Origin of the sequence: Microbacterium sp. Marseille-Q6965 (genome assembly GCF_946151065.1) — a bacterium.
Lineage (GTDB): Bacteria > Actinomycetota > Actinomycetes > Actinomycetales > Microbacteriaceae > Microbacterium.
Window position 1 is genome coordinate 141,268 of record NZ_CAMGZA010000005.1, and the last position, 20,377, is coordinate 161,644.

The window sequence follows — 20,377 nt, forward strand, 5'->3', positions numbered from 1 at the left end:
TGCTAGCCCCGCGGTCATGAGTGTGACTGTGTCGGAATACCGTCAGGTGAGATCACGGCACACTCGCGAACGTGACCGATGCAGGATCTCACCCGGGCTGTCGTCTACTCCCAGTTGCTATCGAGGGTCGCCGCGTCGGCGTCCCAGAGGAATAGCTCGTAGTCCGTCGTGATGACATCGATCCCAAGTTGCTTGTCGAGGTACTCGCCTGCCGGGGTGTACGACGACACCTTGAGAAGCGTCACCGAATCGTGGGAGGGATCGGCGTATATCGCCTTTGCGATCGCGTTGCCAGCCTCGACGAGCTCGGCGCGGTCGACGCCGGCACTGCAGATTCGGGCTACCGCCTCGACCATGCCGGGATCATCCGTCGAGTGTATTACCTGCATTCCCGGATTGAGCACGATACCGTCCGGGAGCACCGCATTGGCGGCGGACTCCAACCGCGCTCGAATCCGCCGGCGGATTCGGGACGTAGTCGAGGCACTCCTGCGGCACGTCGGCTGCAGCCTCCACCGTGGGCGTTGGCGTCGGCGGGCACGATGTGCGAGTCGTCGAGCACGGGCTTCGTGCGCATCGTCGCCTCCCCCGTGGTAAGACCGTGCCCCGCCGCTCATCACCGCTCGAGCGTGCGCATCATGCGACCCGAGACGAGGCCGCTCTCTCCGCGGCGCGGGCCGATCCATCGGCGGCGCGGGAGGTCATGGCGGCAGGGCGGTCGCTCTGCAGAGGGATGTGAGCGTGTGGCGGCGGGGTCACAGCTGAACGAAAGAAGCCCCGCCGGGTCGGCAGGGCTTCGGTCATAGTTCAGGTGCAAGCACTGCTTAACACGACACTAAGACACTTTTGACACTTATTGAAGTGACTCAGTCCTCTGCGCCGTCTACGTCGAGCGTTTCATCGCTCATCCGCTCAAGTCCGAGCATCGGATCCGACTCCGTGCCATCCAACACGAAGGCGCGCAAGATCTCCGCCCGTCGCGACAGCGCCGAGCCGTCGTTTGTGGACTGGACAAGCAGGTTGTATTCCCGGAGTCGCGCGTCTGCACGCGTGGTGAAGAGCGTGCTGGAATCGTTGATCCTGGCGGCTTGGCGGCGTGCTTCCTCGAACGTCTGCAGTACAGCAGGGCGAACCTCGCGAGCGAAATCAGCGTCTCGGAAGCATATGTAATAGACGACCACGGTGCCGATTGATCGAAGGAGCGGATCGTTCTCATCGAACGTATCGCACATGCGATCTAGCGTTTCTGTCGCCGCCTGCTCGTACCGGCCCATCTCGGCGTCGCTGATCGTTCGATCCGGATCGCGAGTGGCTCGAAACAGCTCGAGTAGCGTCGCTGCCTTGGTGTCCGACAGTCTGCGTTTGGTACCAAGCTGATGCTCGATGGCGAGGAACTTCGCGGCCAGTTCGCGGTACTTGTATCGAGCACTTCGAATCGGCGAGCGCTCGGTAAGCAGCTTATGCTCCGCCAGGCGATTGGCCGAATCTCGCGTGGGACTCTGGATCGAGTTGCGCTTCTCTGCGGCATTGAGCGCTGTCGCGGCGTTGAGCCGCGTGAACATCTCCTCCACGAGATCGCCACTGTTCGCATGGACTATTACGACCGGTAGCACAAAGCCCCAGAACCTCTCGGCCAACTCCGGGTAGGTCTCGTCCAGCTCGGAGAGCGTCATGCCACTCGCCTTGACGTCGTCATCTTCGAAGAAGTAGAAATCCTCGGCGAGTGTCAACGAGTCATCGGCGAACGCGAGGATGCTCTCGAGACGTTGTTTGCCGTCGATCACCGCATACTCGTAGGTGAGTCCGCTCGGCGAGACCCGCTTGTCCAGAACTTCTTCGAAGTAGAGCTTTGGGAGGTCGAGTCCGTTGATGATGGAGTCGATCAGAGTGGCGCGAGTCCCTGGCTTCCAGACCTCCCCCTCGCGCTGGTATGGAGGATCGAGATCGACCACCGAGCGCATGCGGACGAACCTTGCTATGGTCAGGTCGCGCATCGGGACAGTGCGGATCCTCATGACGAGCCCCCGTAGTTCTTCTTGATTCGTTGCGAAATCCGGTCTAGATCTCTGTAGATCGTCGACTCGTCGAAACCGAGGGCGTCGAGTTGCGTCCGAATGTGCGGCTTCGCGGCGCCCGGGATATTGAAAGCACGCACAGCTGCGGACCCCCGGAGCGGCTCAGGGTCCGCGCGACGAGGCTTTTGTTCGACGGTGAACGTACCGGCCTGGAAGCGGATGCGGTCGAACAGCAGGGGCGCAACCACCGCCCTCGGCGTCTTCTGGATGCCGCCGTCTTTGCCCGGAAGATACTTGTCGAGGTCTTCGTCAGAACTGGACAGCAGCCGCAAGTTTCCGTCGGCATCGCCGGCGTCGCGATTCAGCTTGGTGGGGTTGAGGATGAACAACGTGCCGTCGCGCGAGTCCTCGCTCTTGTGCGCCGCATCCGGTTCCTCAACGGCGAAAAACAGGCCGACGAGCGGACTCTGAGACCAGTCGAGTAGGCGAGTGGGGAGCTCATGATGCTGAGCGAACGCGATCCAACCCCAGTCGTCGAATCCGTACTGGAGGCCGGTCGCCGCTGCTTCGTGGCGGAAGCGCGCGAGCATGGTCTCTTCGTTCTCACGATGGTCGTCGTTCCGAAACGTCGAAGGTGATAACTGCCAGTCCTGCCGTCGATGACCGCGGTACCACCGCTCTACGCCATCGGCTGTGACCGTCGAGAGAATGGCAACGAGATCCTCGACCGAACGTATCTCAGGTGGCTTGGAGGTCGAAGTCGGCGTCGATTGTTCGTCGGTCACACGCTCAAGCTAGCAGAGCCTCTAATGCCGTTTGGTCAACGTCGCCACCTTCAGGGACACGCTGCTCGCTTTGTCGCTCCTGCGTCGTCCCGAGCGCCGCCGACCGTAGCGTTGAGATCAGCGCCTCTCCGATCGACGCAGCCACGTCGACTGCAACAGCGTTGCCGATCACGCCCATCATCCGACTGCGTGATGCGGGGAACTCGTACTGGCGAGGGAAGCCCTGAACCAACGCGGCTTCACGAATAGTGAGATAGCGCACGGTTCCGTTAAGTCGACGAATCATCGCCTCACCGCCTGCGACACCGTGAACTCCCGCTTTGATTGTCTTACTCGGGAGATCCAAGGGGCTTCCCGTGTGATTTGGGTACACGCGAGCGCCGGGAATGGCGATGTGGTTCGGCCATCCCGCCGGCGAGCGCTTCCCGTTCGGAGTCGGCACCTGAGCGAGAAGGTCGCGAAGCGTTCGCCAAGGCAAGAGGTCTAGACTCTTCTCTCCCTCCGTGAGCCGGCGCAGAGACCCGATCACTGATTTCGGCGGCCCCGCTGGCACCTTGAGACCATGCCGCTTCCAGTAATCCCCCGTCACCCATTGGTCCCGGAGCAGAGCCATACGACTGTGCGTCCGCGTGACCCCCGGCCAGTCGGACCGATCCATGAGATCCGCCCGGATTCCAATCAGGAAGACTCGCTTGCGGTTTTGAGCGACACCGAGGTCCGCAGCATCAATCTGCTCTCGAAACACGTGATAGACATCGTCGCCACGGCTTCGAAGAATGCGCGCGTAATGGTCGGACCAAAGCTCATCTGCGTTCAATGGCTCAACGTCCGGTCGACGCATCTGATCCTGAACGTACTCGAGGTACGGCGCGAAAGAAGCTCGCAACAGACCCGGCACGTTCTCGAACACGACGAAGGGTGGCAAGAGGCGTCGCACCAGATCCAACGCGGCCGGGAACATGTTTCGCTCGTCTGCGTGGCCGGCGCTCGCTCCCGCGAGGGAAAACGGTTGACACGGCGGCCCACCCGCGATTAGCGATACAGGTCCCATAGCGGCCAGCTGTGGCAGTACGTCGCGAACATCCTTCTCGATCACGCGATCCTTCTCCCACGTGGCCTCGGAGGCGTTGTGGCGAAGAACGAGAGCCGCAGGGTTCCACCACTCGGCGAGCGCGAGATGCCGAAACCCGGCCCGCTTCATCCCCAAGGCCATCCCTCCGCCGCCCGCAAATAGCTCGATCGATGTCAGATCGAACGTAGACGGAGCGCCGCCGATGGGAGCTACAGAGCGAGCCATCTGTCGCGGTACCTGCCCTCTCGTTTCCACTTCACCGGGACGGGCTACACGCGTTCCGGCGAGGGCCAGACTAATCGATCCCATCATTGGATCGCTCACGCGCTCGACTCTGTTGGCCGTTTGCGTGGCCGTCCGCGCCTCTCTCGCATTGCCTTTTCAGCAGCGAGGACATCCTCGACTCGAGAATGGCCGGCGATTGACTTCAGATCACCGGACTCCACCCATCGGCGGATACGACGCTCAGCGGATGCCAGCGCAGTCCCCTCGGCGCGGATCCGCTCGGCGGCTTCCGCGAGCGTCAGCCAGGTCTTCACGCGGACTCTCCCCTCTTGCGTGCCGCGACAGCGAGCACGTCCTGTTCCTTCACACGACCAAGCTCCCGCATGAGATCACCGTCCTTGATCCACTTTCGGATTGTGGCGACGGATCGCTCGGCAAGGCGAGCGGCATCCGTCATGTTGAGCAGGTGTGGGTACACCCGCGGGTGCTCGACGTCCTCGACGATCGCGACCGGCTCGGCGAAGAACGACGCCCACAGGCCGCCGTCGTCGAGCGAGTTCGCCTCCCACCCGCAGTCGCTCGTCGTGCAGCGGTAGCGGGTCGGGCGCCGGTTCCGACCAGGCTGGACGCGCACCACCTTAAGGTCGCAGTCCGGGCAGGGCACGTTCGCCCACTGCGGCTGATCGTCGAGCGCATACCGCGCTGCGGCATCCGCGATGCGCCACGGGGACGGCTCGCCGCCGTGCACCTGGGCGACGCCCGCCCAGAGCGCCTCGATCTGGTGCGAGTCGTTCGCCAGGCTGTCGAGCTCGTCGAGGATCACCTCGGCGCACCCGTTGACGTCGTCCCACGCATCCGCGCCGTCAATGCCCGCCTCGAGTCCCTCAGCGCGCCACGGGTGGTCGCCGCCGAACTGAACGTACAGCGCCCATCCCCGCATCGTGCGAACGATGTCGTCCGAGGCGTCGATCAGGTCGGCGGCGACCGGGGCCGGCATGTCGGGACGAGACGAGTCGACTCGGATTCGGTCGTACGGCGTGGCCTTAGTCGGGTCCGCGAGCGAGCGCAGGTGCCCGACGAGATCCGCGGCATCCTCGAGGTGTCGGCGCAGAGCGCGGTAGCAGCGCTCGCAGATCAGCACGCCGTCGCGCGCTTCGGCCTCGACGCACCCGCGGCAGTCGCCGCCGCCCTTGCACGTAGTCCGGGCACGCCGCCCAGTGCTCGCCCTTGCTTGTGCGGATCCAGAGGTCCCCAACCGCTCATCGAGGCCAGCACTGCGCGCACCGCCGCCGCCTCGTCCTCGACGGCCGGAACCCCGCGCGCGATCGCCGAATCGCTGTGCCGACGGACCTCGGCACGCACGAGCCGCTCGGCGGCGGCCCCGTCGCGAGACGGATCGACCCCCTCCTCGCGCAGCCGCCGCACGCGATCCATCAACTCGACGTGCACGGCCTCCACTCCGGCATCGTCGCAAGGACCGCGCACCGGCGTCGGAAGTTATCCACAGCGGCGTCTGAAACCGCCGGTCCGGCGGGGATCCCCGCAGGCGATGTCGCTGCGGCTCAGTACACTGGACCCACGGCACGCGGGAGTGGTGAAACCGGTAGACACGCAGGATTTAGGTTCCTGTGCCTTCGGGCGTGTGGGTTCAAGTCCCACCTTCCGCACGGCGACGACGCACGCGTGCGGCGGCGCCCCATCCGGCCTCCCCAGACGGGACACCCTTGCACCACACAGCTCTCATCCCCTGGCTCGATCCCGAGACCATCATCGCCGCGGCGGGACCGTGGGCGCTGCTCGTCGTGTGCCTCATCGTGTTCGCCGAGACCGGGCTGCTGTTCGGGTTCATCCTGCCCGGCGACACGCTGCTCATCATCTCGGGCCTGCTCACGCACACCAATCAGGTGTTCGGCGCGAACATCTGGGTGGTGTCGCTGCTCATCGGGCTGTCGGCGTTCGTGGGCGGCGAGGTCGGCTACGTCATCGGCCACAAGGGCGGGCCCGCGATCTTCGAGCGGCGCGACTCCGGCCTGTTCAGCCGCAAGAACGTGGCGCGCACGAACGCGTTCTTCCAGCGCTTCGGCGGGCTGACGATCATCTTCGCCCGCTTCGTGCCCATCGTGCGCACGTTCGCGCCCGTCGCCGCGGGCATCGGGCACATGCCGTGGCGGGTGTACACGCTGTACAACTTCATCGGCGCCGTCATCTGGGGCGTCGGACTCACCCTGCTCGGCTACGTCATCGCCTACATCCCCTGGGTCCGCGACTTCGTCACCGAGTACATCGACCTCATCCTGCTCGCCGCCGTCGCCGGCACCGCCGTGTTCGTCGTGTGGCACTACCTCAAGGAGCGGCGCGCCGCGCGGCGCGAGCCCGCGCACCCCGTCGAGACGGCCTACCCCGGCCCCGAGGCCGAGCTGCAGGCCGACTGATCCGACGATCACCCGACCGCGCAGGCCGACCGAGCCCGCCGCGGCACCGCGAGCCGACCGGTCAGCCCGCCTCGCGCTTCTGACGCGACTTCTCGACGCTGGCCCGCAGCGCCTCCATGAGGTCGATGACCTCGCCGCCCTCCTCCTCGGTCTCCTCGCCGAAGGTGGCCTCGGTGTCGATCGCGTCGCCCTTCTCGAGCTTGGCGTCGATGAGCGTGCGCAGCTCCTTCTGGTACTCGTCGACGAACTCGTCGGGCTCGAAGTCGCCCGAGTAGCTGTCGACGAGGCTGGCCGACATGTCCAGCTCCTTCTTGCTCACCTTCGGCGCGTCCTCGAGCGACGGGAACGACACCTCGCGCACCTCGTCGGCCCACAGCAGCGTCTGCAGCATGAGCACGTCGCCGCGCACCCGCAGCGCCGCCAGGCGCGTCTTCTGCCGCAGCGAGAACCGCACGATCGCCGTGCGGTCGGTGCGCTGCAGCGTCTCGCGCAGCAGCACGTACGCCTTCGGCGACTTCGAGTCGGGCTCCAGGTAGTACGCCTTGTCGAACGTGATCGGGTCGACCTGCTCGGTGGGCACGAACTCCACGACGTCGATCTCGCGGCTGCGCTCCGATGGCAGCGCCTTCAGGTCCTCGTCGGTGAGCACCACGGTGCGGTCGCCGTCGTCATACGCGCGATCGATGTCGGCATACGCCACCACCTCGCCGCACACCTCGCACTTGCGCTGGTAGCGGATGCGCCCGCCGTCCTTGTTGTGCACCTGGTGCAGCGGCACGTCGTGGTCCTCCGTGGCCGCATAGACCTTGACCGGCACGTTGACGAGCCCGAAGGTGAGCGCGCCCTTCCAGATCGATCGCATGACACCAGTGAACACCCGCCACACCGGTCACGGCCAGGGCTTGACGCGCATCGGGGGGCCTCCCCGTACGCTGTTCGCATGGCGGGGAGCGACGCGGCGGCGCAGACGGTGCGCGTGGGGTCGCGGCGCGTGCGCCTGACGAATCTCGGCAAGGTCATCTTCCCCGAGACGGGCACGACCAAGGGCGACGTCATCGGGTACTACTCCCGCATCGCGCCCCTCCTCCTCCCCCATGTCGCCGACCGGCCCGTCACCCGCAAGCGCTGGGTCGACGGCGTCGGCACCGAGGACGAGCCGCTGCCGTCGTTCTTCGCGAAGGACCTCGAGGCCGGCGCGCCCGACTGGATCCCCCGCCGCGCCATCGCGCACTCCAGCGGGCCGAAGGAGTACCCGCTCATCGAAGAGGCAGCCACCCTCGTCTACCTCGCCCAGGTGGCCAGCCTCGAGTTGCACGTGCCGCAGTGGCGATTCGACGACCGCGGCGAGCGCCGCCACCCCGACCGGCTCGTGCTCGACCTCGACCCCGGCCCCGGGGTGGGGCTGGCGGAATGCGCGGAGGTGGCGCGCTGGGCCCGCGCCATCCTGTCGGACATGGGCCTGGATCCCCTGCCGGTCACGAGCGGCAGCAAGGGCATCCACCTCTACGCCTCGCTGCCGGGCGAGCAGTCCAGCGACGCCATTTCGGCCGTCGCCCGCGAGCTGGCCCGGGCGCTGGAGGCGGATCACCGGGACCTCGTGGTCAGCACGATGAGCAAGGCCGCCCGCCCGGGCAAGGTCTTCGTCGACTGGAGCCAGAACAACGGCAAGAAGACCACGATCGCGCCCTACTCCCTCCGCGGCCGCGCCCGCCCGTGGGTGGCGGCGCCGCGCACGTGGGAGGAGCTGGACGACCCCGACCTGCGCCACCTGCTGTTCGAGGAGGTGCTGGAGCGGGCGGAGCGGATCGGCGACCCGCTCGCCGCGCTCGCGCCGCGCGACGGCGGCCCGTTGGCCTCGTACATCGCCAAGCGCCGCGCTGAGCACACCCCCGAGCCCGTGCCGGCCACGCCGCACCCCGACGATCCGGGTGCCGGCAACCGCTTCGTCATCCAGGAGCACCACGCCACGCGCCTGCACTGGGACGTGCGCCTGGAGCGCGACGGCGTGCTCGTGAACTGGGCGGTGCCGAAGGGCATCCCCGCCACGACGAAGAAGAACAACCTCGCGGTGCAGACCGAGAACCACCCGATCGAGTACCTCGACTTCCACGGCGTCATCCCCAAGGGCCAGTACGGCGCCGGCGTCATGACGATCTGGGACGCCGGCACCTACGAGGCCGAGAAGTGGCGAGACGACGAGGTCATCGTCACCCTCACGGGGCGCGAGGACGGGCCGCTCGGCGGTCCCGTGCGCGTGGCGCTCATCCGCACCGACGGCAGGGGCGAGAAGTCGACATGGCTCATGCACCGCACGAAGACGGACGCGCAGGGCCAGCCGCAGGCCGACGGGCCCGAGGTCGTGCCGTGGAGCGAGCCCCCGCCGCTCGACGAACCGCCCGCCGATCCCCCGCCCGACGACCGCTTCGCGCCCATGCTCGCCGTCGCCGGCTCGACGGGCGCCGCGCGCGACGTCATCCGGCGGGGCGGCGACCCGTGGATCGAGTTCAAGTGGGACGGCGTGCGCGCGATCGCGCACTGGACGGGCGGCGTGCTGCGGCTGCGCGCGCGCTCGGGCACCGACATCACCCTGCGCTACCCGGAGCTGTCCAACCCGGGGGCGGCGAGCATCGACGCCGACGAGGCGGTGCTCGACGGCGAGATCGTGGCGCTCGACGCGGCCGGCCGCCCGAGCTTCTCGCGCCTGCAGGAGCGCATGCATCTCACGCGCGCCATGGACATCCAGCGGATCGTGCCGCGCGTGCCCGTGCGGCTGTACCTGTTCGACGCGCTCGAGGTGGACGGCCGCGACCTCGCCGCGCGGCCCCTGGTGGAGCGCCGGGAGGCGCTCGAGCGGATCGCGGGCGATCCGGGCACGGCGATCGACGTGCCGCCGGTGGCCGAGGACCTCGACGCCGCGCTCGAGACCGCGCGCCGGCTCGACCTCGAGGGCGTCGTCGTGAAGGACCCGCGCTCGCCGTATCGTCGCGGGGTGCGCAGCGAGGAATGGCTCAAGCTCAAGCTCACCCGCACCCAGTCCGTCGTGATCGGCGGCATCAACCCCGGCCAGGGCAACAGGGAGGGCACGATCGGATCGCTCCTGCTGGGCATCCCCGACGGCGACCGCCTGCGCTACGTCGGCAAGGTCGGCACCGGCTTCGGCGACCGCGAGCTGCGGCGTCTGCAGGAGCTGCTGCGACCGGTGGACGAAAGCCCGTTCGCGGAGGTGCCCGGACCGCAGCGGCGGCTCGCGCGATGGGTGGCGCCCGAGCACGTCGGGGAGGTCGAGTTCTCGGAGTGGACGCCCGGCGGCAGCCTGCGCCACCCGCGCTGGCGCGGCCTGCGCCCCGACCTCACTCCCGGCGACGTCGCCGTCGAGTAGCGCTACAGGGCGGCGAGCAGCGGGCCGAGCTCGCGGAAGGCGCGGGCACGGTGCGAGACGGCGTTCTTCTCCTCCGCCGTCCACTCGCCCACCGAGCGCTCCTGCCCGTCCTGGCCATCGGGGATGAAGATCGGGTCGTAGCCGAAGCCGCCCTCCCCGCGCGGGCCCTCCGCCAGTCGGCCGGGCCAGATCCCCTCCACCGTGTGCTCGATCCCGTTGGGCGTGACGAGCGCGATCGTGGAGTTGTAGTGCGCGGTGCGATGCGGATCGCGGATGTCGGCGAGCTGGTCGAGCAGCAGCTCGAGGTTGGCCCGGTCGTTCTTGGCGTGCCCGGCCCAGTACGCGCTGAAGACGCCCGGCGAGCCGCCCAGCACGTGCACGCAGATGCCCGAGTCGTCGGCGAGGGCGGGCAGGCCCGTGTGCGCCGACGCGGTGCGCGCCTTGATGAGCGCGTTCTCGGCGAAGGACGTACCGTCCTCCACCGGCTCGGGCCCGTCGTACGCGACGACCTCGAGGTCGGGGCGGATCGTCGCGACGATCGCCTGGAACTCGGCGACCTTGTGCGCGTTGTGCGTGGCCAGGACGACGCGGCTCACGGGCGCTCCCCCGCCAGCGTCTCGCGCTGGATGACCGTGAGGTCGGCGCAGCCCTTGGCGCCGAGCTCGAGCAGGGCGTCGAGCTCGGCCTTGTCGAAGGGCGCTCCCTCGGCGGTGCCCTGCACCTCGATGAACGTGCCGCTGCCCGTCATGACGATGTTCATGTCGGTCTCGGCGCGCGAGTCCTCGACGTAGGGCAGGTCGAGCATCGGCAGGCCGCCGACGATCCCGACGGAGATGGCCGCCACCGAGTCGCGCAAGGGCGTGGCCTTCTTGGCGATGAAGCCCTTTTCGCGGCCCCATTCGATCGCGTCGGCGAGGGCGACGTACGCCCCGGTGATCGACGCCGTCCGGGTGCCGCCGTCGGCCTGGAGCACGTCGCAGTCGAGGACGATCGTGTTCTCGCCCAGCGCCTTCGTGTCGACGACGGCGCGCAGGGCGCGGCCGATCAGGCGCGAGATCTCGTGCGTGCGCCCGCCGATGCGGCCCTTCACGCTCTCGCGGTCGCTGCGATCGTTCGTCGCGCGCGGCAGCATGGCGTACTCCGCCGTCACCCAGCCGCGGCCCTTGCCCGTGAGCCAGCGCGGCACGCCGTTCGTGAACGACGCCGTGCACAGCACGCGTGTCTGGCCGAACGAGATGAGGGCCGATCCCTCGGCCTGGGCGCTCCAGCCCCGCTCGATGGTCACGGGGCGGAGCTGGTCGAGGGCGCGGCCGTCCGCGCGCGGTGAATCGGTCATGACTTCCTAACGGATCGTGGGCAGATCGATGGCGCCGGTGCGCACGAGGCGCACGTCGCGCACCTCCCGGCCCAGCAGGCGGTTGGCGAGCGCCGTGAACGTGTCGGTGTCGGCGCCGGTCGCCTCGTACACGTGGTGCGGGCGCGCGGTGGGGCCGGCGAGCAGGTCGCGGCCGACGAGCTCGCGGTAGACGTCCTTGGCCGTCTCGCTGTCGCTCGAGACGAGGGTGACCTCCGGGCCCATCACGTAGCTGATGGCGCCCTCGAGGAACGGGTAGTGCGTGCAGCCGAGCACGAGGGTGTCGACGCGTGCCTCGCGCAGCGGGCGCAGGTACTCCTCCGCGACAGCGAGCAGCTCCGGGCTGTCGGTGACGCCCGCCTCGACGAACTCGACGAACCGGGGGCAGGCTGCGGTGAACACCTGCACGCCCGGCGCGATGCCGAGCATGTCCTGGTACGCCCCGGATCCGATGGTGCCCTCGGTGCCGATCACGCCGATCCGACCGCTGCGGCTCGTCGCGATCGCCGTGCGCACCGCGGGGCCGATCACCTCGATCACCGGCACGTCATAGCGCTCGCGGGCGTCGCGCAGCACGGCGGCCGATGCGGTGTTGCAGGCGATCACGAGCATCTTGACGCCCTGCTCGACGAGCGTGTCGAGCACCTCGAGCGAGTAGCGGCGCACATCGGCGATCGGCTTGGGCCCGTACGGCGAGTGCAGCGTGTCGCCGATGTAGTGCAGGGACTCGCGCGGCAGCTGGTCGCCGATCGCCCGGGCGACCGTGAGACCGCCCACCCCGGAGTCGAAGATCCCGATCGGCGCGTCATCCATCGCATCCAGGGTACGCGAGGCCGGGTGCGCGCCCGCCGATAGAGTGAGCCTATGAGCGCCTCCACGGCCCTGCTGACCGATCGCTACGAGCTCACCATGATCGACGCGGCCCTCCGCGACGGCACGGCCTCGCGCCGCTGCATGTTCGAGCTGTTCGCCCGCCGCCTCTCCGGCGGCCGCCGGTTCGGCGTCGTGGCCGGCACGGGGCGGCTGCTCAGCCTGCTGCGCGACTTCCGCTTCGGCGACGACGAGCTGCGCTACCTGCGCGACGAGAACGTCGTCAGCCGCGAGACCCTGGCCTACCTCGAGGGGTACCGGTTCACGGGTTCGATCACCGGCTATCGCGAGGGTGAGCTGTACTTCCCCGGTTCGCCGATCCTCACCGTGGAGGGCACCTTCGCCGACGCGGTGATCCTCGAGACCCTCGCGCTCAGCGTGCTGAACCACGACTCCGCGGTCGCCACCGCCGCCGCGCGGATGAGCATCGCCGCCGGCGAGCGTCCGCTCGCCGAGATGGGCGCCCGCCGCGCCGCCGAGGACTCCGCGGTCGCCGCCGCCCGCGCCGCCTACATCGCCGGCTTCGGTGCCACCAGCAACCTCGAGGCCGGCCGGCGGTGGGGCATCCCCACCATGGGAACCGCCGCCCACTCCTGGACGCTGCTGCACGACAGCGAGGAGGACGCCTTCCGCGCCCAGATCGATGCGCTGGGGAGCGACACGACGCTGCTCGTCGACACCTACGACATCGAGACCGGCGTCGAGACGGCCATCCGCATCGGCGGCACCGCGCTCGGCGGCGTCCGCATCGATTCCGGCGACCTGCCGATCGTCGCCGCGGAGGTGCGCGCCCAGCTCGATCGCCTCGGTGCCACGGGCACCCGCATCACGGTGACGAGCGACCTCGACGAGTACGCGATCGCCGCGCTCGCCGCCTCTCCCGTCGACGCGTACGGCGTGGGCACCTCGGTCGTCACGGGCTCGGGCTACCCGACCGCCGGCATGGTGTACAAGCTCGTGGCGCGGCAGGGCGGCGACGGCGGCTGGGTGGCGGTGGCCAAGAAGGCGCAGGACAAGGGATCGCAGGGTGGGCTGAAGACGGCCTTCCGGCGCCTGGAGCGGGGCGTCGCGTTCGAGGAGCGCGTCGAGATCGCCGACGGCTTCGAGCAGGCGCCGACGGCGGCCGACTACCCCGACGCGCGGGCGCTGCAGGTTCCGCTCGTCGTCGACGGCGAGATCGACACGGCGCACGAGGGCCCCGGCGGGGTCGCCGCGGCCCGCGCCCACCACCTTCGGGTGCGCGAGGAGATGCCGATCCGCGCGCTGGCACTGAGCAAGTCGGACCCGGCCATCCCCACCGTCTTCGTCGACGCGGGCGACTGATCCGGCTCTCCGGCCGGCGGCGGTGCGGGATCAGTCCTTCAGCGACTCGTAGATCTCTTTGCACTGCGGGCAGACCGGGAACTTCTCCGGGTCACGACCCGGCGTCCACTTCTTGCCGCACAGCGCGCGCACCGGCTTGCCGGTGATCGCCGACTCGAGGATCTTGTCCTTCTTGACGTAGTGCGAGAAGCGTTCGTGGTCGCCCGGCTCGACGTTCTGCTCTTCGAGGAGCTGCTCGAGCTCGCGATCGAGAAGTCCCGTGCCACCCTGCCCGGGGCTGTCCAGAGGTGTGCTCATGCCCCGATTCTAGTTGCCGGGGCTCAGGTCGTCGCCGCGAACTCCATGATCTGGTACGAGCGCCGGTCCCACAGCAGCGAACCGATCGCCACGCCGGCGACGAGCACGACCACGCCGGTGGCCAGGCCCATCCACTGCGCGGTCAGGGCGAGCGAGATGTCCTCGGTCAGCGCCCGCCAGGCAAGCCACAGCGTGGGTGCCGAGAGGGCGAGGGCCCCGAGCATCACGAGGGCCTGCGCCACGACGCCGCTGGATCCGGTGCGCTGCGGCTGGCGGAACGGGCTGTCCCCCGGGCGCGGCACGGGGTACGGCGCAAGCACCGACGACATGCTCGACAGGCCCAGCCCCGTCAGGAACAGGCTGGCCGCGACGCCCGCGATCGCCGGCATGAGCGCCCAGCGGCCGTAGGCCGCGGTGGCGACCGGGATCGCGATCGCCAGCACCGTGATCCCGGCGATCAGCACGGGAACGAGGCGGCCCACACGGTCGGCCACCCCGCGCACCCCGGCGGTGACGTGCATCCAGATGGCGGAGGAGTCGTAGGCGACGTCGTTGTGCGAGACCCAGCCCAGGAACAGGGCCATGATCGGCACGGGAACGAGCGCGGCGTAGGCGGCAGGCACGCCCGCGACGAGCAGCGGCACGATCGGAAGCAGGCCCACGACCGGAATGATCCCGAGGTTGACGAGGTGCCGGCTGTCGCCGAACCAGTAGATGATGCTGCGGGCGGCGATGGCTCCGCCGGGCGTGGCGGGTGTGACGGCGAACCATCCGAGGCCGCCGCGGTCGCGCTCATCCAGCGGCGCATCGACCCGCGCGAGCATGCGACGCACGGACCACGCCCACAGGGCGGCCGCGCCCGCCAGCGTCAGCAGGGCGACGACGGCCGCGAGCCCGGCCGTGGGCGACTGGCCGAGCGCCACGGCACCGGGAAGTCCGGCCGCCGCGCCGATCGGGGTGACGGCGAGCACCTCCACGACCGCCTGCAGCTGGCTCGGCACCCGGCCGCGCCACTCCAGCGAGGCGAAGAACACCGCCACGGGCAGCACGACCACCACGATGCCGAGCACGAACAGGCTCGACAGCTCGCGCGTGCGCCGACCGCGCAACACGAGCGCACCGAACGCCATGCTCAGCCGGGCAAGCAGAATGCAGGTCGCGGCATGCACGAGCGCGGCGAGGATCGCCACGCCCGAGGGCACGCCCAGCCGCGACCAGGCGATCGCCGTGCAGATCTCGACGGCGAGCAGCGCGACGGTCGGCACGCTCACGAGCGAGGCCAGCGCGAGGGGGCCGGTCAGCTGCCGCGCGTCCAGGCCGAGCACGGCGAACCGACGCGGATCGAGCGGGTCGTCGGCCGCGCTCATGACGGGCGCGAGCGCGAACCCGACGAGCACGCCCGTGCCGGCGAGCGTGAGCACGGCGTCGGCGACGGCGGGTCCGTCCTCGGCGAGGCTCAGGATGCCGGCGCACGCGAGTGCGACGGCAGCGACGAGGACGACGAGCCCGACGAGCCGAGTGGCGATGGCGCCCGGCGCGCGCAGGCCGCCGACGAGCATGTCGAGTCTCAGTCGGACGACGTGTGCAACCACTCGAGTCCCTCCATGCTCGCGCCGCCGGCCGACAGCTCGACGAAACGCTGCTCGAGCGAGATCTCGCCCTTCACCTCGTCCACGGTGCCCTCGGCCAGCACGTTGCCCCCGACGATGACCGCCACGCGGGTGCACACGCTCTCGACGAGGTCCATGCCGTGGCTCGACAGCACGACCGTGCCGCCGTGTGCCACGTAGGCCGAGAGGATCTCGAGGATGCTGGCCGACGAGACCGGGTCGACGGCCTCGAACGGCTCGTCGAGCACGAGCATGCGCGGCGAATGGATCATCGCGCCCGCGAGCATCACCTTCTTCGTCATGCCGGCGGAGTAGTCGGCGACGACGCGGCCCAGCGCGTCCGAGAAGTCGAAGGCGCGCGCGAGGTCCGCGGTACGCTTCGCGACGACCGAGGGCTTCAGGCCCCGCAGCACGCCGAAGTAGTACAGCAGCTGACGGCCGGTCAGCCGGTCGAACGTGCGCACACGGTCGGGCAGCACGCCGATCATCCGCTTGGCCTGACGTGCACGCCGCACCATGTCGACGCCGAACACCTCGATGCTGCCCTCATCGGGCTTCAGCAGCCCGGAGATCATGGACAGCGTGGTCGTCTTGCCGGCACCGTTGGGTCCCACGATGCCGTAGAACGACCCGGCGGGCACGGTGAGGTCGATGCCGTAGACGGCATCGGACCCGCCATAGGTCTTCACGAGCCCGCGTACACGCAGCGCGTCCTCCCCGCGCGGCGCGGACGCGGCGGGAGCGGGCGCGTCGCCCGCCGCGCCGGGCGCGACCGGCGCCGAGGTGGCCGCCGCGACGGCGGCCGGGATCGGCGGGAGCGGCGGGGTGGCGGGAGATGCCGGTGCCGCCTGCGCTCCGGCCACCGCGTCGGCGGGCGTCGCCTCCGTAGACGCCGACTGCGGCGCCGCGGCGGGGGGGGCGTCCGCGGGGGGCGCCGCGGGGGGGGGGGGGGGGGTGCCGGGGGCGCGGCGGGTGCCGGGGCGCGGCGGCCGTTGCGCCGGCGACCTCTTCCGTGGGCGCTGCGGCCGCAGGCCTCGGTCTCGTGGGCTCGGTGATCGTCTCCTCGGCAACCGCGCGCTGGTCGGCCCCGGAGTCTGTCGACTGCGTGGCCTCGGGGTGCTGCTGCGCCCTCTCGCTCGACTCGGCCGCCGGCGGTTCTCCGACCTCGGGCGCGGTGGCGCCCGTGTCCTCCGGAGCCGCGGGAGGTTCCGCACTCGACGCGTCGGCCGCGGAACCCGCGGCCGGGCGCTTGAAGATCGCAGGTGCCTCGCCCTCGGCGCCCGGGGCGACGGCGCGAACCTCGGGTCGGCCGGTCGGCAGCGGCTGGGTGGCGACGTCCTTGTACTCGGCGTCCCGCGCCGCCGTCTTGCGGGGCGCGGGTGTCGACCGCGACTCCTCCGCGTCCGCGCCGGCCGCGTCGGCACCGTCCGATGCCTTCTTCGCGGCGCCGCGCGCGGTTCCGGAGCCGGTCGCGCCGGCGGCCTTGCCGCGGTTCGTCGACGGGCGCGTGCCGGTGGTGCGCTTCGCCGAGGCGGTGCCGGCCGCCTTCGTGGCCCGCGGCTTCCGGGCGCTCGAGGAGGTCTTGGTGCCCGATGTCGCCTCGCTCTCCTCGGGCTCGCCCTGCGCAGCATCCGGCGAGGGGGCGCTCTTCCCCCGCGCGGCGGCGGACCGGCCCGTCGATGAGCCGGCACCACCCTTGCGGGCAGCGGTGGATCGGGCGCCGCCGGAGCGGGCCGGCTTCTTCGCGGGCTCCGGCGAGCCCGGAGCGGCCGCCTCCGCCGTCGATGCCGCTTCCGTGGCCGCCGCATCCGAGGGCGGCTCGGCCGGCGCCTCGGCGGAGGTCGTCGCGGCGCGAGCGGTGCCGGTGCTCTTGCGCGCGGTGGTGCTCTTGCGGGCTGCGGTCTTGCGCGCCGCGGAGCCTGCTGCGCTCCCGGCGGTCCCCGCCTTACGCCCCGAGGTCGAGGTCGACCGCGCCCGGCTCGCCGAGGGCCGCTTGGCGGCGCTCGAGGCGGTCGCGTCGGCGTCCGGCGCCTGATCGGGCGCTCCACCGTCCGGCGTCTCTGCGGATTCGTCGCGTGGGGAGGGCGTCACCCTCTCAACGTACCCAGCGTCGCCTGAATGCGCGCACGGGGCACGCGCGGTCCGGGGAATCGGCCGGCGTGCAACGATCCGGTCGCGGTCGGCGCGCTATTGTGCCCCTTCCCAGTGATCCTGGCTAGCATCTGGTTCATTCGTCCCGGTGAATCCATGATGAATGCGTCGTGAACGACGAACGAGAGCATGAGGAACATGAGCATCCAGACCGTCATCCTGGCCGCCGGCATGGGCACGCGCCTCGGGCGCGCACTGCCGAAGTCGCTGACCGAGCTGAGCGACGGTCGCTCCATCATGCAGCAGCAGCACGAGAACATCCGCGCCGCGTTCGGTGACGACGCCCGCATCACGACCGTGGTCGGTTACCGCGCGGAGGACATCGTCGAGCGCTTCCCGCAGGCCAACTACGTCTACAACGAGCGCTACGACCAGACCAATACCTCGAAGAGCCTGCTGCGCGCGCTGCAGGCGACGGGGAAGAGCAGCGTCCTGTGGATGAACGGCGACGTCGTGTTCGACCCGCGCGTACTCGGGCGTGCCGCGGCCCTCATCGAGGCCGACCAGTCGTTCGTGGCTGTCAACACCGCCAAGGTCAGCGACGAAGAGGTCAAGTACACCGTCTCGGCGTCGGGGCACATCGACGAGCTGTCCAAGACGGTCGTCGGCGGCATCGGCGAGGCCGTCGGCATCAACTTCATCTCCCGCGCCGACAAGCGCGCACTCGTGCGCCAGCTGCAGCGCGTGGACGACCAGGACTACTTCGAGCGCGGGCTCGAGCTGGCGATCGCGGAGGACGGCATTCGCGTGCTGCCCATGGACATCTCCGACTTCTACGCCGTGGAGGTCGACTTCGCCGAGGACCTGGCGCGCGCCAACCAGTTCGTCTGATCCGCGGCGTAGGATCGCCCCGTGTCCGACAAGGTCGCGAAGATCCACTCCCTGCCGGACGACGCTCCCTGGCAGGGCGAGCCGCCCGCGCAGGGCCATCCGCCACACCTTCGCGCTCTCGACCGAGTGATGTCGATCCACCGCCCGGTCGTGCTCGCACACTTGCGCTCCATTCGGCTGCGCCACCCCGACGCCACGCCGGCGCAGATCGTGCGCCTGCTCGAGCGGCGCTACCTCGCGGCCGTCACCGCGGGCGGCGCGGCGGTGGGTGCCACCGCGGTGGTACCGGGCGTGGGCACCGGTGTGACGCTGGCGCTCTCGGGCGCCGAGACCGCGGGCTTCATCGAGGCGACGACGCTGTTCGCGCAGTCGCTTGCCGAGGTGCACGGCATCGCCGTCGAGGACCGCGACCGCGCCCGCGCGCTCGTGATGACCCTCATGATGGGCGACGAGGGCGTGGATCTGCTGCGTCAGCTCGCGGGGCAGGTCACCGGCAAGGGCGTGGCGCGCGGCGCCTACTGGGGCAACGTGATCACCACGTCGCTGCCGAAGGCCGTCACCCGGCAGGTCGCCGACCGCCTCAAGACGATGTTCGTGCGGCACTTCGCGCGCGTGGGAGCGGGCTCTTTCGTCGGCAAGGCGCTGCCCTTCGGCGTGGGCGCCGCCGTGGGCGGGGCTGGGAACCACGTGCTCGGCCGCCGTGTCGTGGCGGCCTCCCGACGCGCGTTCGGGCCGGCGCCCGCCGTCCTGCCGGCCGCGCTGGAACCGCGCGAGGGAGCGGAGCGGGTCGAGCGGCGCGTGGGCGAGGCGCTGGGGCGTGTCGGATCGACGGTGGTCGGCGCGGCGGGCACCGCCTCGCGCGGCATCGCCGTCGCCGGGCGCGGCCTGGGGTCCCTGGGCCGCGGGGCGGGGCGTGCCGCGCGCCGCGCCCTCCCCGGCCGCGAGCGCAGCGACCGGGCCCCCAAGGGCCCCGGCGTTCCCGGCGACGGCACGGTCGACTCCGACGGGCGTCCGCCTGCTTCGGAGTGATCCCGGCGAGTCCTTCCCGTCGCAGGCCCTCAAGCCTCGGCCGCGAAGCTGCGTCGACGCCGCATCGTGCGCTGCGAGTGACCGTACGGCAGGCGCCCCTCCTGCAGCTCGTCCGCGCCGATGCCCTCCACGAGCGACCCGGGGTCGACCTCGAGGGCGATGGCGATCTGCACGAGGGTCATGAGCGTGGGATTCGCCTGCCCCCGCTCCACCCGTTGCAGGTGGGTGAGGTCGAGATCGGCGCACTCGGCGAGCGCCTTGGCACTCAATCCCGCCCGATGCCGCAGCTCGGCCACACGCAGGCCCACCTTCTTCGCGGCGGGAGAATGCGGCGCTCCCATGCCAACAGCATCCGGACCACGGCGCCCATCACCGATGCGCATATGCCTCAGCATATGTGCCACCCCTCCCGTTCATCCCTGTATCGGTGGGGATGTCAAGCCTCGTGACGCCGCCGGGCCGCCTCCGTAACGTCTGGGGCATGAGCATCGGAACCGGAGTAGTGCTGTTCATCCTCGGCGCCATCCTGGCGTTCGGACTGGAACTGGACGTGCCCTGGCTGAACGACGACTTCGTCGGCTACCTGCTGATGGGGGCCGGTGTCGTCGTCTTCATCGTCGGCCTCGTCCTCGTGCTGCGCCGCCGCAGCTCGGTGGAGCGGACCCGCACGGTGGGCGATGGGGGCTCGGCCTCGCGCGTCACCGAGCGTCGCAGCGACGTCGACCCCCTGTGAACCACGGCCTCGCCGTCCGAACGGGTCGCCCCCTCCTCGGACGGCGGGGTCGCTTCGCACCCGGACCGGTCCATGCACGCGCATGCGCCTATGCGCCGCGATTCGCGATCCGCACGAGAAGCTGATAAAGTCGATCCTCGGTTCGGAACGCCGAAAGGCACCGGAATCGACATGCGCCTCTAGCTCAATCGGCAGAGCAACTGACTCTTAATCAGTGGGTTCAGGGTTCAAGTCCCTGGGGGCGCACCACCAGAAGAATCCCCGGTCCGGC

Annotated in this window: 21 protein-coding genes and 2 tRNA genes; 9 read left to right on the top strand and 14 right to left on the bottom strand. The window is 70.0% G+C overall.

Annotation, left to right across the window (positions count from 1 at the left end; all coding sequences use genetic code 11):
- Nucleotides 1-104: 104 nt before the first annotated feature.
- From N8N77_RS12950 to N8N77_RS12975, 6 genes are all read right to left on the bottom strand, one after another.
- Nucleotides 105-443, bottom strand: a complete 339-nt coding sequence (locus tag N8N77_RS12950) for a hypothetical protein (protein WP_261167290.1) — start codon at nt 441-443, stop codon at nt 105-107.
- A gap of 423 nt (nt 444-866) precedes the next feature.
- Complete coding sequence (locus tag N8N77_RS12955; protein WP_261167291.1) at nt 867-1,994, bottom strand: DUF262 domain-containing protein; 1,128 nt, start codon at nt 1,992-1,994, stop codon at nt 867-869.
- Nucleotides 1,995-2,011: 17 nt separating this feature from the next.
- Nucleotides 2,012-2,800 carry an FRG domain-containing protein gene (locus tag N8N77_RS12960; protein ID WP_261167292.1) on the bottom strand — a complete coding sequence of 263 codons (789 nt, stop codon included), beginning with the start codon at nt 2,798-2,800 and terminating at the stop codon, nt 2,012-2,014.
- A 4-nt stretch (nt 2,801-2,804) separates the two neighbouring features.
- Complete coding sequence (locus N8N77_RS12965) at nt 2,805-4,196, bottom strand: DNA cytosine methyltransferase (RefSeq protein WP_261167293.1); 1,392 nt, start codon at nt 4,194-4,196, stop codon at nt 2,805-2,807.
- A 211-nt stretch (nt 4,197-4,407) separates the two neighbouring features.
- A complete protein-coding gene (locus N8N77_RS12970; protein WP_261167294.1) occupies nt 4,408-5,238 on the bottom strand; it encodes a helix-turn-helix domain-containing protein in 831 nt (276 codons plus the stop codon).
- On the bottom strand, nt 5,232-5,555 hold the full coding sequence (locus N8N77_RS12975; protein WP_261167295.1) for a hypothetical protein: 324 nt from the start codon (nt 5,553-5,555) through the stop codon (nt 5,232-5,234). The genes N8N77_RS12970 and N8N77_RS12975 overlap by 7 nt, the downstream gene beginning before the upstream one ends.
- A 127-nt stretch (nt 5,556-5,682) precedes the next feature.
- Here N8N77_RS12975 and N8N77_RS12980 point away from each other — a divergent pair.
- Both N8N77_RS12980 and N8N77_RS12985 read left to right on the top strand, forming a co-directional pair.
- Nucleotides 5,683-5,764, top strand: a tRNA-Leu gene (locus N8N77_RS12980).
- Between the two features lie 57 nt (nt 5,765-5,821).
- Nucleotides 5,822-6,529: a DedA family protein gene (locus N8N77_RS12985; protein WP_261167296.1), complete on the top strand. Its 708-nt coding sequence runs from the start codon at nt 5,822-5,824 to the stop codon at nt 6,527-6,529.
- A 61-nt stretch (nt 6,530-6,590) separates the two neighbouring features.
- Here the strand turns inward: N8N77_RS12985 and N8N77_RS12990 are convergent, their stop codons facing one another.
- Nucleotides 6,591-7,391, bottom strand: coding sequence for a Ku protein (locus N8N77_RS12990; protein ID WP_261167297.1), 801 nt, complete (start codon nt 7,389-7,391; stop codon nt 6,591-6,593).
- Nucleotides 7,392-7,469: 78 nt separating this feature from the next.
- Between N8N77_RS12990 and N8N77_RS12995 the strand changes: the two genes are divergently transcribed.
- Complete coding sequence (locus N8N77_RS12995) at nt 7,470-9,908, top strand: ATP-dependent DNA ligase (RefSeq protein ID WP_261167298.1); 2,439 nt, start codon at nt 7,470-7,472, stop codon at nt 9,906-9,908.
- 2 nt (nt 9,909-9,910) lie between these two features.
- Here the strand turns inward: N8N77_RS12995 and rdgB are convergent, their stop codons facing one another.
- The 3 genes from rdgB to murI are packed head-to-tail and all read right to left on the bottom strand — an operon-like array spanning nt 9,911 to nt 12,075.
- Nucleotides 9,911-10,504: an RdgB/HAM1 family non-canonical purine NTP pyrophosphatase gene (gene rdgB / locus N8N77_RS13000; RefSeq protein ID WP_261167299.1), complete on the bottom strand. Its 594-nt coding sequence runs from the start codon at nt 10,502-10,504 to the stop codon at nt 9,911-9,913.
- Entirely contained in the window at nt 10,501-11,244 is a 744-nt protein-coding gene (gene rph, locus N8N77_RS13005; RefSeq protein WP_261167300.1) for a ribonuclease PH, read from the bottom strand. The genes rdgB and rph overlap by 4 nt, the downstream gene beginning before the upstream one ends.
- Before the next feature lie 6 nt (nt 11,245-11,250).
- Nucleotides 11,251-12,075 (bottom strand): glutamate racemase, encoded by an 825-nt coding sequence (murI, locus tag N8N77_RS13010; protein WP_261167301.1) that lies wholly within the window; start codon nt 12,073-12,075, stop codon nt 11,251-11,253.
- Nucleotides 12,076-12,126: 51 nt separating this feature from the next.
- Between murI and N8N77_RS13015 the strand changes: the two genes are divergently transcribed.
- Nucleotides 12,127-13,455, top strand: a complete 1,329-nt coding sequence (locus N8N77_RS13015; RefSeq protein ID WP_261167302.1) for a nicotinate phosphoribosyltransferase — start codon at nt 12,127-12,129, stop codon at nt 13,453-13,455.
- Nucleotides 13,456-13,485: 30 nt separating this feature from the next.
- Here N8N77_RS13015 and N8N77_RS13020 read toward each other — a convergent pair whose 3' ends face one another.
- Genes N8N77_RS13020 through N8N77_RS13030 form a run of 3 tightly spaced genes read right to left on the bottom strand, consistent with a single transcriptional unit; the run spans nt 13,486 to nt 16,225 of the window.
- Nucleotides 13,486-13,752 carry a DUF3039 domain-containing protein gene (locus N8N77_RS13020; protein ID WP_261167303.1) on the bottom strand — a complete coding sequence of 89 codons (267 nt, stop codon included), beginning with the start codon at nt 13,750-13,752 and terminating at the stop codon, nt 13,486-13,488.
- 23 nt (nt 13,753-13,775) lie between these two features.
- Nucleotides 13,776-15,311: a hypothetical protein gene (locus tag N8N77_RS13025; protein ID WP_261167304.1), complete on the bottom strand. Its 1,536-nt coding sequence runs from the start codon at nt 15,309-15,311 to the stop codon at nt 13,776-13,778.
- A gap of 8 nt (nt 15,312-15,319) precedes the next feature.
- Nucleotides 15,320-16,225, bottom strand: a complete 906-nt coding sequence (locus N8N77_RS13030) for an ABC transporter ATP-binding protein (RefSeq protein WP_261167305.1) — start codon at nt 16,223-16,225, stop codon at nt 15,320-15,322.
- 464 nt (nt 16,226-16,689) lie between these two features.
- On the opposite strand from N8N77_RS13030, the gene N8N77_RS13035 reads away from it, so the two are divergent.
- From N8N77_RS13035 to N8N77_RS13045, 3 genes are all read left to right on the top strand, one after another.
- Nucleotides 16,690-17,397: a hypothetical protein gene (locus tag N8N77_RS13035; protein ID WP_261167306.1), complete on the top strand. Its 708-nt coding sequence runs from the start codon at nt 16,690-16,692 to the stop codon at nt 17,395-17,397.
- A gap of 254 nt (nt 17,398-17,651) precedes the next feature.
- Nucleotides 17,652-18,344 (top strand): phosphocholine cytidylyltransferase family protein, encoded by a 693-nt coding sequence (locus tag N8N77_RS13040; RefSeq protein ID WP_261167307.1) that lies wholly within the window; start codon nt 17,652-17,654, stop codon nt 18,342-18,344.
- Nucleotides 18,345-18,365: 21 nt separating this feature from the next.
- Entirely contained in the window at nt 18,366-19,373 is a 1,008-nt protein-coding gene (locus N8N77_RS13045) for a hypothetical protein (protein ID WP_261167308.1), read from the top strand.
- 29 nt (nt 19,374-19,402) lie between these two features.
- Here the strand turns inward: N8N77_RS13045 and N8N77_RS13050 are convergent, their stop codons facing one another.
- A complete protein-coding gene (locus N8N77_RS13050) occupies nt 19,403-19,714 on the bottom strand; it encodes a helix-turn-helix domain-containing protein (protein WP_261167309.1) in 312 nt (103 codons plus the stop codon).
- A gap of 140 nt (nt 19,715-19,854) precedes the next feature.
- Here N8N77_RS13050 and N8N77_RS13055 point away from each other — a divergent pair, with 140 nt between their 5' ends.
- Both N8N77_RS13055 and N8N77_RS13060 read left to right on the top strand, forming a co-directional pair.
- On the top strand, nt 19,855-20,106 hold the full coding sequence (locus N8N77_RS13055) for a DUF6458 family protein (protein ID WP_261167310.1): 252 nt from the start codon (nt 19,855-19,857) through the stop codon (nt 20,104-20,106).
- 173 nt (nt 20,107-20,279) lie between these two features.
- Nucleotides 20,280-20,355: transfer RNA gene (locus tag N8N77_RS13060), tRNA-Lys, on the top strand.
- The last annotated feature ends 22 nt before the right edge of the window (nt 20,356-20,377 follow it).

Excerpts from the sequence above, each read along its gene's own strand:
- murI (WP_261167301.1), bottom strand. The coding sequence starts at position 12,075 with ATGGATGACGCGCCGATCGGGATCTTCGACTCCGGGGTGGGCGGTCTC.
- N8N77_RS13025 (WP_261167304.1), bottom strand. The coding sequence starts at position 15,311 with ATGCTCGTCGGCGGCCTGCGCGCGCCGGGCGCCATCGCCACTCGGCTC.
- N8N77_RS12995 (WP_261167298.1), top strand. The coding sequence starts at position 7,470 with ATGGCGGGGAGCGACGCGGCGGCGCAGACGGTGCGCGTGGGGTCGCGG.
- N8N77_RS12955 (WP_261167291.1), bottom strand. The coding sequence starts at position 1,994 with ATGCGCGACCTGACCATAGCAAGGTTCGTCCGCATGCGCTCGGTGGTC.
- N8N77_RS13020 (WP_261167303.1), bottom strand. The coding sequence starts at position 13,752 with ATGAGCACACCTCTGGACAGCCCCGGGCAGGGTGGCACGGGACTTCTC.
- rph (WP_261167300.1), bottom strand. The coding sequence starts at position 11,244 with ATGACCGATTCACCGCGCGCGGACGGCCGCGCCCTCGACCAGCTCCGC.
- N8N77_RS13050 (WP_261167309.1), bottom strand. The coding sequence starts at position 19,714 with ATGGGAGCGCCGCATTCTCCCGCCGCGAAGAAGGTGGGCCTGCGTGTG.
- N8N77_RS13015 (WP_261167302.1), top strand. The coding sequence starts at position 12,127 with ATGAGCGCCTCCACGGCCCTGCTGACCGATCGCTACGAGCTCACCATG.
- N8N77_RS13040 (WP_261167307.1), top strand. The coding sequence starts at position 17,652 with ATGAGCATCCAGACCGTCATCCTGGCCGCCGGCATGGGCACGCGCCTC.
- N8N77_RS12990 (WP_261167297.1), bottom strand. The coding sequence starts at position 7,391 with ATGCGATCGATCTGGAAGGGCGCGCTCACCTTCGGGCTCGTCAACGTG.
- N8N77_RS13055 (WP_261167310.1), top strand. The coding sequence starts at position 19,855 with ATGAGCATCGGAACCGGAGTAGTGCTGTTCATCCTCGGCGCCATCCTG.